This window comes from Lysobacter antibioticus (assembly GCF_001442535.1).
Lineage (GTDB): Bacteria > Pseudomonadota > Gammaproteobacteria > Xanthomonadales > Xanthomonadaceae > Lysobacter > Lysobacter antibioticus.
In genome coordinates this window covers 601,681-615,524 of the sequence record NZ_CP013141.1, presented here as the reverse complement: position 1 = coordinate 615,524, position 13,844 = coordinate 601,681, and the positions used below count along the sequence as shown (strand labels likewise).

Sequence of the window (13,844 nt, the reverse complement as noted above, 5' to 3'; positions counted from 1 at the left end):
GTGGCTGCGTCGCTGGCGTGATAACGAGCGGGCCGGGTGTCGAAGCGCGGGCTGTCGATTGGCATCGGGAGAGAGGGTCGATGCCAATCGAGCCCGCAAAAACAGGAGAGGGGCCGCGTCGAGGCCCGACTGGGGCGACCGTAAACGGGCCGGGCAGAAGTCGCTGCGGCCCTGGACGCGAGGGGGGCCGGTGAGGGCGGTGCGAACCGTAAGGCACAGGCCCTGTCCGAGCGAGGCGCGATTGCTGCGCGGGCGGGCGGCTGCGCAGAACGCAGCTGTCGCGGAGTTTCGGTGTGGTCCAGTTCGATGTGATCCAGGAAAGCCAGCATCCCCATGCCCCTCGTGATGCGACCTAGTCCGCGCGTCGATCTCCCTGATCTCGAATCGGCCATCGCTGATGTCGATGCAGCGATGCGATTGCGTGTAGCGAACATTCGTGTCGTTGAGATGGAATGTAGCTAAATTTCCTGAGTTTTTATTAGAATATTTTGATATATGTTTTGATTAACACTGGTGTGCGTGGTAATGGTAATTAGGTCTATTGTTGGTATTTCTTTTGACGTATGTGATTGAATTTAAATAATTGTTGTTATATATATTGTGCTTTGTCGATTTGCTTGTTTCTTTTGAAACTAAATGAAATTTGTGAATTTGTTTCGTTTTTAAACGCGATTAAAAATTTCCATGTAGGAAAAGAACAAGAATTTCGATGTTGCCTCTCCGGTGATGCCTGCCGCCGTGGCCGAGATTGGTAGGGGCGGCATCGGGACAGAGGCCTTGAACATGGGGGCCGTGCCGGCTCAGGGCGTCACGGATCGCCGACGCCGCGCAGCCGATGGCTGCTGGCGCGGTTCAGCGTCCAATCGTTGGCAAGCAACGCAATGCCGCCCTCCGGTCCTCGGCGCCCTGCAGCCCTCCGTACGGCGGTTCGTGTGGTTCGTCGTTGATCACAGTCCAACCTTGCCGGTATTGGCGATCCGAGGCGTCGAAGCTTCGTTCAGCGGACCTTGCGGCTGCGGAGGCAGAGTGGATAGGCATTACAATCCGGCCCTTGTTCGAGGACGCCCGGCAAGCCAATCGGGACGATCCGTCGCCTAGGCCGTTCCATGGCGATGGACGCCTGGACGGGCTCAGCCGGGCCGATACGATCCCAGTCGATCAATAAAGGAGTGTCCTGAGTGCCTACTTGGCTTGTGACCGGCGGCGCCGGATTCATCGGCGGTAACTTCGTTCTCGATGCGGTCCGCAAAGGGGTCAAGGTCGTCAATCTCGACGCCCTGACTTATGCGGGCAATCTCGACACCCTCAGCAGCCTGGACGGCAACCCGAACCACGTGTTCATCCAGGGCGACATCGGCGATGCCGCCCTGCTCAAGCGTCTGCTGGCCGAGCACCGCCCGGAGGCGGTGGTCAATTTCGCCGCCGAAAGCCACGTCGACCGCTCGATCGAAGGTCCGGCGGCATTCGTGCAGACCAACGTCGTCGGCACCCTGAGCCTGCTCGAGCAGGTGCGCGACTACTGGAAGCAGCTCGATGCGCCGGCCCGCGACGCGTTCCGTTTCCTGCACGTGTCGACCGACGAGGTCTACGGCAGTCTCGGCGACACGGGCAAGTTCACCGAGACCACACCGTATGCGCCGAACTCGCCGTACTCGGCCTCCAAGGCCGCTTCCGATCATCTGGTGCGGGCGTTCCACCACACCTACGGTCTGCCGGTGCTGACCACGAATTGCTCGAACAACTACGGGCCGTTCCAGTTCCCGGAGAAACTCATCCCGCTGATCATCGCCAAGGCGCTGGCCGGCGAGCCGCTGCCGGTCTACGGCGACGGCCTCAACGTCCGGGACTGGTTGTTCGTCGGCGATCACTGCGCGGCGATTTCGCGCGTGCTCGAAGCCGGCCGCATCGGCGAGACCTACAACGTCGGCGGCGATGCCGAGCGGGCGAACATCGTCGTGGTCAAGACGATCTGCGCGCTGCTCGACGCACGTCGCCCGCTCGCCGACGGCCGTGCCCGCGAATCGTTGATCGCCTATGTCGCCGACCGCCCGGGCCACGATCGCCGTTACGCGATCGATGCCGACAAGCTCAAGGACGAGCTCGGCTGGGCGCCCACGGTCACTTTTGAAGAGGGCATCGCCCGTACGGTCGACTGGTACCTCGGCAACCAGGCCTGGGTGCAGCGCGTGCTCGACGGCAGCTATCGACTGGAACGCATCGGCCAGGCCTGAGGCCGCCGCTCGAGAGGAAATACGCATGAACCGTAAGGGCATCATCCTCGCCGGCGGCTCCGGCACGCGGCTGTATCCGATCACCCAGGCCATCAGCAAGCAGCTGTTGCCGGTCTACGATAAGCCGATGATCTATTACCCGCTCAGCGTGCTGATGCTGGCGGGTATTCGCGAAGTGCTGATCATCAATACGCCGCACGAGCAGGTGCTGTTCAAGAACCTGCTCGGCGACGGCTCGCAGTGGGGCATGCGCATCGAGTATGCGCAGCAGCCGAGTCCGGATGGACTGGCACAGGCCTATCTGATCGGGCGCGAATTCGTCGCCGGCCAGCCCAGCTGCCTGGTGCTCGGCGACAACATCTTCCACGGCCCCGGTCTCACCGCGATTCTCAAGCGCGCCCACCAGCGCGAGGAAGGCGCGACCGTGTTCGGCTACTGGGTCAGCGACCCGGAACGCTACGGCGTGGCCGAGTTCGACAGCGAAGGCAAGGTAATCGGCCTGGAAGAGAAGCCGCTCAAGCCGCGTTCGCGCTATGCGGTCACGGGCCTGTATTTCTACGATGGCCGCGCCAGCGACTTCGCTTCCGAGCTCAAGCCGTCGGCACGAGGCGAACTGGAAATCACCGATCTCAATCGACGTTACCTCGACGAAGGCAGTCTGCACCTGGAACAGCTCGGGCGCGGCTATGCCTGGCTCGATACCGGCACGCATCAGTCCTTGCTCGAAGCCTCGAATTTCATCGAAACCATCGAGGCCCGCCAGGGCTTGCGCATCTGTTGCCCGGAAGAAATCGCCTGGAGCAACGGCTGGATCGATGCCGCACAACTGATCGAACTGGCCAAACCGCTGGTCAAGAACGGTTACGGCCAGTACCTGCTGAGCCTGTCCGAACGCGGTTTCGTGCCTTAAGGAATGCAATGAAAGTCATCGAAACCGATCTGCCCGGCTGCCTCGTCGTCGAACCGCGGGTGTTCGCTGACTCGCGCGGCTTCTTCTATGAATCGTTCAACCACGACAAGCTCGCCGAGTACGGCCTGGCGCCGCAGTTCGTGCAAGGCAATGTTTCCTCGTCGTCGCGTGGCGTGCTGCGCGGGTTGCACTATCAATGGCCGAAGCCGCAAGGCAAGTACATCTCGGTGATCGAAGGAGAGGTCTGGGACGTGGCGGTGGATATTCGCCGCGGTTCGCCGCACTACGGGCGTTGGACCGCGGTCGTTCTGAGCGCCGAGAACAAGCGGCATATGTGGATTCCAGAGGGTTTCGCGCATGGCTTCGTCACGTTGAGCGAGCGGGCGATCTTCAGTTACCTGTGTACGCAAACCTACGATGCGAGCGCTGATGCGGCGATTCGTTGGGACGATCCGGACCTCGCCATCGACTGGCCGGTCAGCGATCCGTCCTTGTCCGCTAAGGACGCCGCCGCTCCCTTGCTCAAGGACGTCGTCGAAGACCGCCTGCCGGTCTACACGCCATGAGGGTGTTGCTGCTCGGTGGCGACGGTCAGGTCGGCCATGAACTGCGTCGCAGCCTCGCCGCTCTCGGCGAGGTGGTCGTTACCACGCGCAGCGGCCGGCTCGCCGTCGACGGCAGTGCCTGCGAAACCCTCGATCTGGCCCAAGTCGATGCGATCGAACCCTTGCTGCGCCGCGTACGTCCCGACCGTGTCGTCAACGCCACCGCCTATACCGCAGTGGACCGCGCCGAAAGCGAGCGCGAGCTGGCGTTCGCGGTCAATGCGCAGGCACCGGCGCGGCTGGCCGAGCTCTGCGCGGCCGATGATATCGGCCTGATCCATTACTCCACCGACTATGTTTTCGACGGCAACGGCACGCGCCCGTATCTCGAAAGCGACCCGACCGGTCCGCTCAGCGTTTACGGTGAGAGCAAGCTGGCCGGCGAAGAGGCCATCCGCGCCAGCGGCGCCGCGCATCTGATCCTGCGCACGGCCTGGGTCTATGCCACTCACGGCCACAACTTCCTGCGTACGATGCTGCGCCTCGGGGCCGAACGCGACGAACTGCGGGTGGTCGCCGACCAGCAGGGCTCGCCGACGCCGGCCTGGTTGCTCGCCGACACCGCAGCGGCGGTGCTGCGCCGGGGCATCGTCGAGTCCGGCGTGCGTCATATCGTGGCCGGCGGGCAGACCAGCTGGCATGGTTTCGCCGAAGCGATCTTCGCCGAAGCCCAGCTTCGTGGCCTGATCGAACGCCGCCCGCAGGTGGTGCCGATCACCACCGCCGATTACCCGACGCCCGCGCGGCGGCCGAACTATTCGGTGCTCGACACCAGCCGTCTGCAGTCCGAGTACGGCCTGTCGATTCCGCACTGGCGCGACGCGCTCACGACCACGCTCGACGCCACCGCCTGAGCCCGCGCATCCGCGGTATCGCCAGCCTCCATGGGTCGCGCAGCACACTGCGGCGGCCCAATTGTGTGAGCGCCGTGGGCCTTCTATGATCGCTGCGTCGCGGACGCGACGGGCCGACGTTCCGCCGGGGGGATGGGCGAGGGCGGACCGGCAGGCCGGCTGAAGCCGGGCTGCGAAGACGTAGGGAGTGCGCGGCTTGCGAGCGTTCCTCCATGACGGCAGTCCGCGCCGGCCGGCGGCGGATGCCTCCGGTTTTCGAGGGAGCCGTTCTCGACGGGACCGTTCTCGGCCGAACCATTCATGGACTACAGGGGATCGCAATGAAGCATTGGGGAAGCGCGCTGTTGCTGGCGGGGCTGCTGGCTGCGCCGATCGTGGACGTCGTCGCCGCGGAAAACGCGGTGAGCGCTGGCGCCGCTCAAGGGGCAGCCGTTCAAGGCGTCGACGTCGAAGCCTTCGTCAAACCGGATACCTTCACCGACGTCAAACTGTCGCCGACCGGCGAGTTCTACGCCGCCTCGGTGCCGATGGAGGACGAGACCGCACTGGTGATCTTCACCCGCGCCGACATGAAGCGTACCGGCACCTTCCGGGTCGGCAAGAACAATCACGTCGACGATTTCTGGTGGGTCAGCCCGACGCGCGTGTTGATCGGCATGGCCCAGAAGCTGGGTTCGCGCGACGCGCCGATCCCCACCGGCGAACTGTTCGCGATCAATGCCAACGGCACCGGCGCCGACGTGCTGATCGGCTACCGCGTGCAGAGCCGCGGCGCCGGCACGCGCATCCAGCCGAAGAAGGTCGAGGACGTCGCCGGCTTTCTGGTCGACGATCTGCCGGCCGACGACAAGGGCGTGGTGATCTCGGTGCAGCAGTTCAGCGCCGACGCCTATACCCGTGCCGAGCGCCTGGACACGATCACCGGCCAGCGCAACCGGCTCGCGATCGCGCCGGTGCGCAATGCCCGATATATGACCGACAACGCCGGCGTGGTCCGTTTCGCGCTCGGCTTCGGCACCGATCTGCGGCGCAAGCTGTTCTACCGCGCGGATGAAAAAGCCGAGTGGGCTTTGCTGGGCTCGGATACGCAGGACGAGGTCATGGATCATCCGATCGGCTTCTCCGCCGACGACAGCGTCGCGTATTTCCAAAGCGAACAGACGCAGGGGCCGGATGCGATCGTCGCCTACGACCTCGCCACCCGCACCCGCAAGGAGGTCCTGCGCGACAAGACCGCCGATCCGGACCGCATCATCTATCGCAACAACACCCGCATCCCGGTCGGCGTGTTCTTCGCCGACGGCAAGCCGCGCACGGTGTTCTTCGACAATGCCTCGCCGGAAGCGCGCCAGTACCGCAGCCTGGAGGCCGCGTTCCCCGGCGATGCGGTGCGCATCACCTCGCAGAGCGCCGACGGCCAGCTGGCCCTGGTGCAGGTCTGGAACGATCGTAGCCCGGGCGATCTGTTCTTGTTCGACAAGGCCAACAAGCACGCCGCGCACGTACTGAGCCGCCGTTCCTGGTTCGACCCGGCCAAGCGTGCGCCGGTGCGCGCGATCAACCTGCGCGCGCGCGACGGCCTGCCCTTGTCGGGCCTGCTGACCACGCCGAAGGACAGCAGCGGCAAGTCTTTGCCGCTGGTGGTCATGCCGCACGGCGGGCCGTTCGGCATCCAGGATGCCTGGCATTTCGACGACGACTCGCAATTGCTGGCCGATGCCGGCTATGCGGTGCTGCAGTTGAACTATCGCGGCTCCGGCGGCTACGGCCGCGCCTTCCTGGAAGCCGGCAAGCGCGAGTGGGGCGGCAAGATGCAGGACGACGTCACCGACGCGACGCGTTGGGCGATCGAGCAGGGCATCGCCGACTCCTCGCGTATCTGCCTGTACGGCGCGAGCTACGGCGCCTACGCCTCGCTGATGGGCGTGGCCAAGGAGCCGGCGTTGTATCGCTGCGCCGCCGGCTATGTCGGCGTGTACGACCTGCCGATGATGCACACCACCGGCGACATCCAGCGCCGCGGTTCCGGCGAGGCCTATCTGCGCAGTTGGCTCGGCTCGCCGGAAGCGCTCGACAAGGTGTCGCCGACCCGTTTGGCCGACCGCATCAAGGTGCCGGTGTTCCTCGCCGCCGGCGGCGAAGACGAGCGCGCGCCGATCGTGCACAGCGAAAAGATGGAGAAGGCCTTGCGCCAGGCCGGCGTGCCGGTCGAGACGCTGTACTACAAGACCGAGGGTCACGGCTTCTACCGCGAAGAACACCAGCGCGAGTACTACGCGCGGCTGCTGGCATTCCTGTCGAAGTCGCTCGGCGGCCGCCTCGCGGCGGCGCCGAAAGTCGACGCGGCCTCCACCGGCAAGAAGTAAGTCGAGGAATGAGTGGGGAGGAGTGAGCAAGGGCCGTCGCAGCCGTCCTGCTCACTTCCTACCCACTCCTCACCATTCGTTCCTGGCTTCTACCTGCCTCACTTCACTCCGTGCATCCAGCGCCGCAACAGCGGCGACAGCAGCAGGAACAACACGCCCGAGCCGATACCGAGCCACATCAGCATCGAGAACAGCTCGGCGTAGTTGGCCGAAGCCGAGGCCATGTCGATCGCGCCGCCCTCCGGGATCTCGACCGAGGCGATCTTGGCGAACTGTGCGGCCAACACTTCCGAGAACGCGGTGGCGAGCCAGAACGCGCCCATCATCAGTCCGACCACGCGCGCCACCGAGAGCTGAGTCACCGCCGACAGGCCGATCGGCGACAAACACATCTCGCCGATTTCGAGAATGAAATACGCCGCGACCAGATACCACACGCTGGCCATCTCGCCGCCGCCCGACACTTTTGCCGCGGCCATCAGCGGCAGGAAGGACAAGCCGGCGAAGATCAGGCCGAGCGCCATCGTCACCGGCTTGCTCGGGTGGCGACCGCGCCGCGCCAGCCACGGCCACAGCCACGAGAACAGCGGTGCCAGCACCACGATGAAGAAGGCGCCGAGGTAAGTCAGCGAACCGGCGGTCTGCGGCACCAGCACCACGTCGTGCGCGGTGGCCAGAGCCAGGCCGAGCGCGAGCAGGCCGACCAGGAGCTTGGCCAGCCCGTCGCGGCCGCGGTCGCTGGCGACCAGCGCGGCGACCATCAGCGGCGGGCTGAGCGCCATCGAGAACGCCGACCACGGCAGAGTCGGCGCGTACCCGCCGACGGCGAGGCCGAACATGTCCTTGGTCATCAGGCGGTCGTTGAAGGTCACCCAGGAGCCGTAGGTCTGCTCGTACAGGGTGAAGAAGATCAGCACCGCGAAGATCAGCACCACCAAGGCGAGCATCTGCTGGCGCTCGACCGCGCTGCACTGGCGGGCGATGAAACCGAAGAACCAGATCAGGAACACCAGCAAGGTCGCCAGCATGATCGCCAGCGCGGCGGTGAAGCTGAGGTTGCCGAGGGTCAGGGTGATCTTCGAGGCGACCTGGATCGTGCCCCACATCACTAGCACGCCGAGGGCGGTGCCGAGGTAGATCCATGTTTCGCGCGAGAACGCGCCGACGCGCTCGCGCAGGCGCGAGGGGTCGCTGGGTTCGGCGTGACCGCGCAGATAGCGCTGGCCCCACAGGAACATCAACAGCCCGGCGACCATGCCGACGCCGGCCGCGCCGAAGCCGTATTTCCAGCCGTAGGTTTCGCCGAGGAAGGCGCAGATCAGCGCCGAGAACAGCGCGCCGACGTTGATGCCGGCATAGAACAGGGTGAAGCCGGAATCGCGGCGCGGGTCGTTGAGCTCGTAGAGCTTGCCGACGATGGTCGAGATGTTGGGCTTGAGAAAGCCGACCCCGCTGATGATCAGCGCGAGCGACAGATAGAACACCTGCAACGCGGTCTCGTCGCGCACCGCCACGCCGTTCACCATCCTGGCGGCGTGGCCTTCGTAGGCCATGCCTAGGTGGCCGAGCACCAGCAACACGCCGCCCAACACCACCGCCTTGCGCATGCCGAGGTAGCGGTCGGCGAGCAGGCCGCCGATCACGGGCACTGCGTACACCAAGCCGCCGTAGGCGCCGATCAGGTCGTAGCCGGCGTCGTCGCCGAACAGGTGGTACTTCAGCAGATACAGCAACAGCAGCGCCTTCATCCCGTAAAACGAGAAGCGCTCCCACATTTCGGTGAAAAAGCAGACGTACAGGCCCTTGGGATGGCCGAGGAAGTCGTCGTTGCGCGGTGCGACCGGCGCCGGGTTCGAAATACTGCTTGCGGGCACGAGCGGATTCCCTTCGGACCGGGAGCGGGCCGGGAGGCGGGAGTATAGGGCGGGCAGGGCGGTCGAGGTCCCGGACGAGGGGCGTCCAGGGACGGCGGCGAGGGAAACAGACTCGATCCGGGCCGATGCCCTCATCCGGCCCTGCGGGCCACCTTCTCCCGTGAACGGGAGAAAGGACAGGCTTCGATGCGGTCGGTTTCTTATCCCTGCACTCGCTCACGTCACTGTCGCTCGCGCTCCCGCTTGCTGCGGCGGCTACCGCAAGGAGTGCAAAGCTGAGAGCGCTGAGCTGAGGGCCGCTCGCTCGTATTCGCGGCCATCGGTGAGTCCCGATCCCGACCACCCAACCCCTTTTCCCGCAGAAACCCGGGAAATTCGGTCCTCGCCGCCCCGGCCGCGGCTTTTGCCCAATCCCGCTTTTTGCCGCACTGCACTTTTACAGGGGCCGGCGGCGGATGCGATCATCGGCGGATTGCGTGGCGCCCGGTCCTTCCCGGCCGGCTCCGCACATACGCTGCCGCACTTGAACGATCACCCGCGATGGAGACGCCGATGGCCTCGTCCGCTACGCCCCAATTGACCTTCCGAGCCGTCCTGCTATCCGTCTTCCTGGCGGTGATCCTGGCAGCAGCCAATGCCTACCTGGGCCTGTTCGCCGGCCTGACCATCGCCACCGCGATCCCCGCCGCCGTCATCTCGATGGGCGTGCTGCGCCTGCTCGGCGGCGGCACGATCCTGGAGAACAACATCGTCCAGACCGGCGCCTCGGCCGGTTCCTCGATCGCCGCCGGCGTGATCTTCACCATCCCGGCACTGGTGATCCTGGGCTACTGGCAGGACTTCCGTTATTCCTGGGTGCTGGCGATCGCGGGCCTCGGCGGCCTGCTCGGCGTGCTGTTCTCGGTGCCGCTGCGCCGTTCGATGATCGTCGAAGACCCGTTGCCGTTCCCGGAAGGCAAGGCCGCGGCCGAAGTGCTCAAGGCCGGCGAAAACCCGGGCCCGGGCCTGAAGATCCTGGCCCTGGCCGGCGGCGTCGGCGCGCTGGTCAAGGTCGCCGCCGAAAGCGGCATGCGCCTGATCCCCGACAACGCCATCGTCTCCGGCTGGATGGGCAAGTACCTGGGCTTCATGGGCACCAACCTGTCGCCGGCGCTGCTCGGCGTGGGCTACATCGTCGGCCTCAACGTCGGCATCGTGGTGGTCTCCGGCAGCATCCTGTCGTGGCAGTTCGCGATTCCGATCTACCACATGTTCTTCCTCGGCTCCGACCCGGAACTGGCCGCGCGCATCGCCGACGGCAGCGCCGAGCAGATCGGCCGCGCGATCTGGTCGGCCAAGGTGCGCTACCTCGGCGTCGGCACGATGCTGATCGGCGGCGTCTGGACCTTGTTCTCGCTGCGCAAGTCGCTGATGTCGGGCGTCAAGAGCGGCCTGGCCGCGGCGCGCAAGGGCAGCGGCGGCGTGGTCGCCGAGACCGATCGCGACCTGCCGATGAAGTGGATGCTGATCGCCCTGGTCGCGTTCGTGATGCCGCTGCTGCTGCTGTACCAGGCCATCGTCGGCAACTGGTTCGTCAGCGTGCCGATGACCATCATCATGATCGTCGCCGGCTTTTTGTTCGTGTCGGTGTCGGCCTACCTGGCCGGCCTGATCGGCTCGTCCAACAACCCGGTTTCGGGCATCACCATCTCGACCATCCTGTTCGCTTCGGCGGTGTTGGTGCTGATGCTCGGCCGCGACTCGCCGATCGGTGCCGTCGCCGCGATCATGATCGGCGCGGTGGTGTGCTGCGCGGCGGCGGTCGGCGGCGACAATCTGCAGGATCTCAAGGCCGGCTACATCGTCGGTGCGACGCCGTGGAAGCAGCAGTTGATGCTCGGCATCGGTACTTTCTCGTGCGCGCTGATCATGGCGCCGGTGCTGAACCTGCTTGCCGCCGCCTACGGCATCGGCGCGCCGACCGCGGAGCATCCCAACTCGCTCGCCGCGCCGCAGGCCACCTTGATGGCATCGGTCGCCAAGGGCATGTTCGGCGGCGAGCTGCCGTGGACGATGATCGGCATCGGCGCCGCCATCGGCGCGGTCATCATCGCCTTCGACGAATGGCTGAAGTCGCGCAAGGCCAAGTTCCGCGTGCCGGTGCTGGCCGCGGCCATCGGCATCTACCTGCCGCTGGAACTGATGGTGCCGATCTTCCTCGGCGGCCTGCTCTCGCACATCGTCGGTCGTCGCCGCGGTTTGACCGCGAACAGCGACGAGGCCGAGGTCGACCGCGTGCATCGTCCCGGCACCTTGTTCGCCGCCGGCCTGATCACCGGCGAAGCGCTGATGGGCATCGCGATCGCGTTCCCGATCGTGATCAGCAAGCGCGCCGACGTGCTGGCCCTGCCGGAACGCTTCCACTTCGGCGCCGGCATCGGCCTGCTGGTGTTGGCGGTGGTGGTGTGGCTGTTCTATCGCAGCAGCCGCAACGCACCGGTTCCGCAAGCCTGATCCGATTCGACGGCCCGGCTTGAAGCCGGGCCGTTCTCTTTCCATCCCGTGCCGATCGATGCGCCTGCGCTCGAACGGCCGCCCCGACCACGCTAGAGGTTTCGCCATGACGCCACGCCACGCACTCCTGCCGATGGCCCTGCTGCTGGCCTGCGCATCCGCGCCGGCTTTCTCGCTCACGCCGCCGCTGCCGCGCGGCCTGGAAGTCCGCGACCTGGCGACGATGGACCGGGTGTCCTCGCCGACCTTGTCGGCCGACGGCCGTCAGTTGGTGTTCGCCCAGCGCAGCGTCGATTTCGCCGCCAACAAGTCGTCGACTTCGCTGTGGATCGAAGACCTGTTCGCGCGCGACGCGGCGCCGCCGAAGCGGCTCACCCCGGAAGGCTGGAACGTCAACTCGCCGTCGTTCTCGCCGGACGGCAAGCTGGTGTATTTCCTCAGCGCCAAGAGCGGCAGCAGCCAGCTGTATTCGATCGACTGGGCTGGCCGCGGTGCGCCCAGGCAGCTGACCGCGTTCGACGGCGACGTCGGCGGTTACCAGATCTCGCCCGACGGCAAGCGCGTGGCGTTCAACACCGAAGCCTATGCCGAGTGCGCGGCCGACCTGGCCTGCACCAAGAAGAAGCTCGACGCGGCCGAGAAGAACAAGGCCAGCGGCATGGTCTTCGACCGCATGTTCATTCGCCACTGGGACGCCTGGAACGACGGCCGCCTCAATCGTCTGTTCGTTAGCGAGCTGCCGGCTGCCGGCAAGACCGTCGCCACCGCCAAGCTGGTCGGCGCCGACGTGATCGGCGATGTGCCCTCGCGTCCGTTCGGCGACAGCAGCGAATACACCTGGTCGCCCGACGGCCAGTCGCTGGTGTTCAGTGCGCGCAAGGCCGACGCCAAGGAACCGTGGTCGACCAATTTCGATCTTTACCTCGTCGCTGCCGACGGCAGCGGCGCGGCCAAGAACCTGACTGCGTCCAACCCGGCCTGGGACACCGGCGCGGTGTTCGCCGCCGACGGCAAGACCCTGTACTACCGGGCGATGAAGCGTCCGGGCTTCGAAGCCGACCGCTTCGGCCTGTTCGCGCTCGACCTGGCCAGCGGCAAGGCGCGCGAGATCGCGCCGGACTGGGACCGCTCGGCCGAGAACATCGTGCTGTCGGCCGACGGCAAGACCATCTACACCCTGGCCCAGGATGTCGGCCAGTTGCCCCTGTTCGGCGTCGACATCGCCAGCGGCAAGCCGACCCGCCTGATCGGCGACGGCAGCCTCGGCTCGCCGCAGCTTGCCGGCAAGACCTTCGCTTTCACCCGCAACAGCCTCAAGAGCGGCGATCAGATCATCGTCGGCGGCCTCGACGGCGCACCCGAGCGCGCGATCACCCCGAGCGCGAGCCAACGCCTGCCAGGCGTGCGGTTCGGCGAGTACGAACAGTTCGACTTCAAGGGCTGGAACGGCGACACCGTGCACGGCTACGTGGTCAAGCCGTGGAACTACCAGGAAGGCCAGAAGTATCCGGTCGCGTTCCTGATTCACGGCGGCCCGCAAGGCAGCTTCGGCGACGGCTGGAGCTATCGCTGGAACCCGCAGACGTACGCCGGCCAGGGCTATGCGGTGGTGATGATCGATTTCCACGGTTCGACCGGTTACGGCCAGGCCTTCACCGATGCGATCAGCGAGCATTGGGGCGACCGCCCGCTCGAGGACCTGCAGAAGGGGTGGGCCGCGGCGCAGAAGAAGTACGGCTTCCTCAACGGCGACAAGGCCTGCGCGCTCGGCGCCTCGTACGGCGGCTTCATGGTCAACTGGATCGCCGGCAATTGGCAGCAGCCGTGGAAGTGCCTGGTCAGCCATGACGGCGTGTTCGACCAGCGCATGATGGGGTATGCCACCGAAGAGCTGTGGTTCACCGAGTGGGAGCAGGGCGGTACGCCGTATGACGTGCCGAAGAACTACGAGAAGTTCAACCCGGTCAACCACGTCAAGGACTGGAAGGTGCCTATGCTGGTGATCCATGGCCAGCTCGACTATCGCATCCCGGTGGAGCAGGGCATCGGCGTGTTCACCGCGCTGCAGCGCCAGGGCATCGAATCGAAGTTCCTGTACTTCCCGAACGAGAACCACTGGGTGCTCAAGCCGCAGAACAGCGTGCAGTGGCACGACACCGTCAACGGCTGGCTGAAGCAGCATATCGGCGAGTAAACCCCGCTCCGAATGCTAAGGCATCAGTTCCCCCTTTGAAAAAGCGGGGAAGGGGATTTGCTCTTCGCTCTCAGAGCAAAGCAAATCCCCTACGCGCCGATCGCCGAATCGCCATCGAACAAGGCAACGCGCAGCCCCCTTTTTCAAAGGGGGCTTTTTTTGCCGGTGAGTGGATCGGGTACGTCGGCATAGCCTCAGGAGCGGCAGCACCGAAGGTCGTAGCCGGTTGGGCTTCGCGGTTCCCCCCTTTGCAAAAGGGGGCAGGGGGGATTTGCTTTTCCGCCAGTTGGCATCGAATCCCATCGTCGATTCGGCGA

8 protein-coding genes are annotated in these 13,844 nt (G+C 65.5%); 7 read left to right on the top strand and 1 reads right to left on the bottom strand.

Features of this window, described 5'->3' with window-relative positions:
• Nucleotides 1-1,178 precede the first annotated feature (1,178 nt).
• The 5 genes from rfbB to GLA29479_RS02530 all read left to right on the top strand — a co-directional run bounded on the left by rfbB (nucleotide 1,179) and on the right by GLA29479_RS02530 (nucleotide 6,966).
• Nucleotides 1,179-2,231, top strand: coding sequence for a dTDP-glucose 4,6-dehydratase (gene rfbB / locus GLA29479_RS02550; RefSeq protein WP_057970677.1), 1,053 nt, complete (start codon nucleotides 1,179-1,181; stop codon nucleotides 2,229-2,231).
• A gap of 25 nt (nucleotides 2,232-2,256) precedes the next feature.
• The gene (gene rfbA / locus GLA29479_RS02545; RefSeq protein WP_057917330.1) at nucleotides 2,257-3,141 is read left to right on the top strand and encodes a glucose-1-phosphate thymidylyltransferase RfbA; all 885 of its coding nucleotides are present in this window, start codon (nucleotides 2,257-2,259) and stop codon (nucleotides 3,139-3,141) included.
• A gap of 8 nt (nucleotides 3,142-3,149) precedes the next feature.
• Nucleotides 3,150-3,707 (top strand): dTDP-4-dehydrorhamnose 3,5-epimerase, encoded by a 558-nt coding sequence (rfbC, locus tag GLA29479_RS02540; RefSeq protein ID WP_057917331.1) that lies wholly within the window; start codon nucleotides 3,150-3,152, stop codon nucleotides 3,705-3,707.
• Nucleotides 3,704-4,600, top strand: coding sequence for a dTDP-4-dehydrorhamnose reductase (rfbD, locus tag GLA29479_RS02535; protein WP_057970676.1), 897 nt, complete (start codon nucleotides 3,704-3,706; stop codon nucleotides 4,598-4,600). Before rfbC ends, rfbD begins: the two co-directional genes overlap by 4 nt.
• 320 nt (nucleotides 4,601-4,920) lie before the next feature.
• A complete protein-coding gene (locus GLA29479_RS02530) occupies nucleotides 4,921-6,966 on the top strand; it encodes an alpha/beta hydrolase family protein (RefSeq protein ID WP_082638234.1) in 2,046 nt (681 codons plus the stop codon).
• A 98-nt stretch (nucleotides 6,967-7,064) separates the two neighbouring features.
• Here GLA29479_RS02530 and GLA29479_RS02525 read toward each other — a convergent pair whose 3' ends face one another.
• Nucleotides 7,065-8,840, bottom strand: a complete 1,776-nt coding sequence (locus GLA29479_RS02525; protein WP_057917333.1) for a peptide MFS transporter — start codon at nucleotides 8,838-8,840, stop codon at nucleotides 7,065-7,067.
• A gap of 552 nt (nucleotides 8,841-9,392) precedes the next feature.
• Here GLA29479_RS02525 and GLA29479_RS02520 point away from each other — a divergent pair.
• Together GLA29479_RS02520 and GLA29479_RS02515 are read left to right on the top strand one after the other, a co-directional pair.
• Nucleotides 9,393-11,333 carry an OPT family oligopeptide transporter gene (locus GLA29479_RS02520; RefSeq protein ID WP_057919974.1) on the top strand — a complete coding sequence of 647 codons (1,941 nt, stop codon included), beginning with the start codon at nucleotides 9,393-9,395 and terminating at the stop codon, nucleotides 11,331-11,333.
• Nucleotides 11,334-11,439: 106 nt separating this feature from the next.
• On the top strand, nucleotides 11,440-13,527 hold the full coding sequence (locus GLA29479_RS02515) for an alpha/beta hydrolase family protein (RefSeq protein WP_082638232.1): 2,088 nt from the start codon (nucleotides 11,440-11,442) through the stop codon (nucleotides 13,525-13,527).
• Nucleotides 13,528-13,844: the final 317 nt, after the last annotated feature.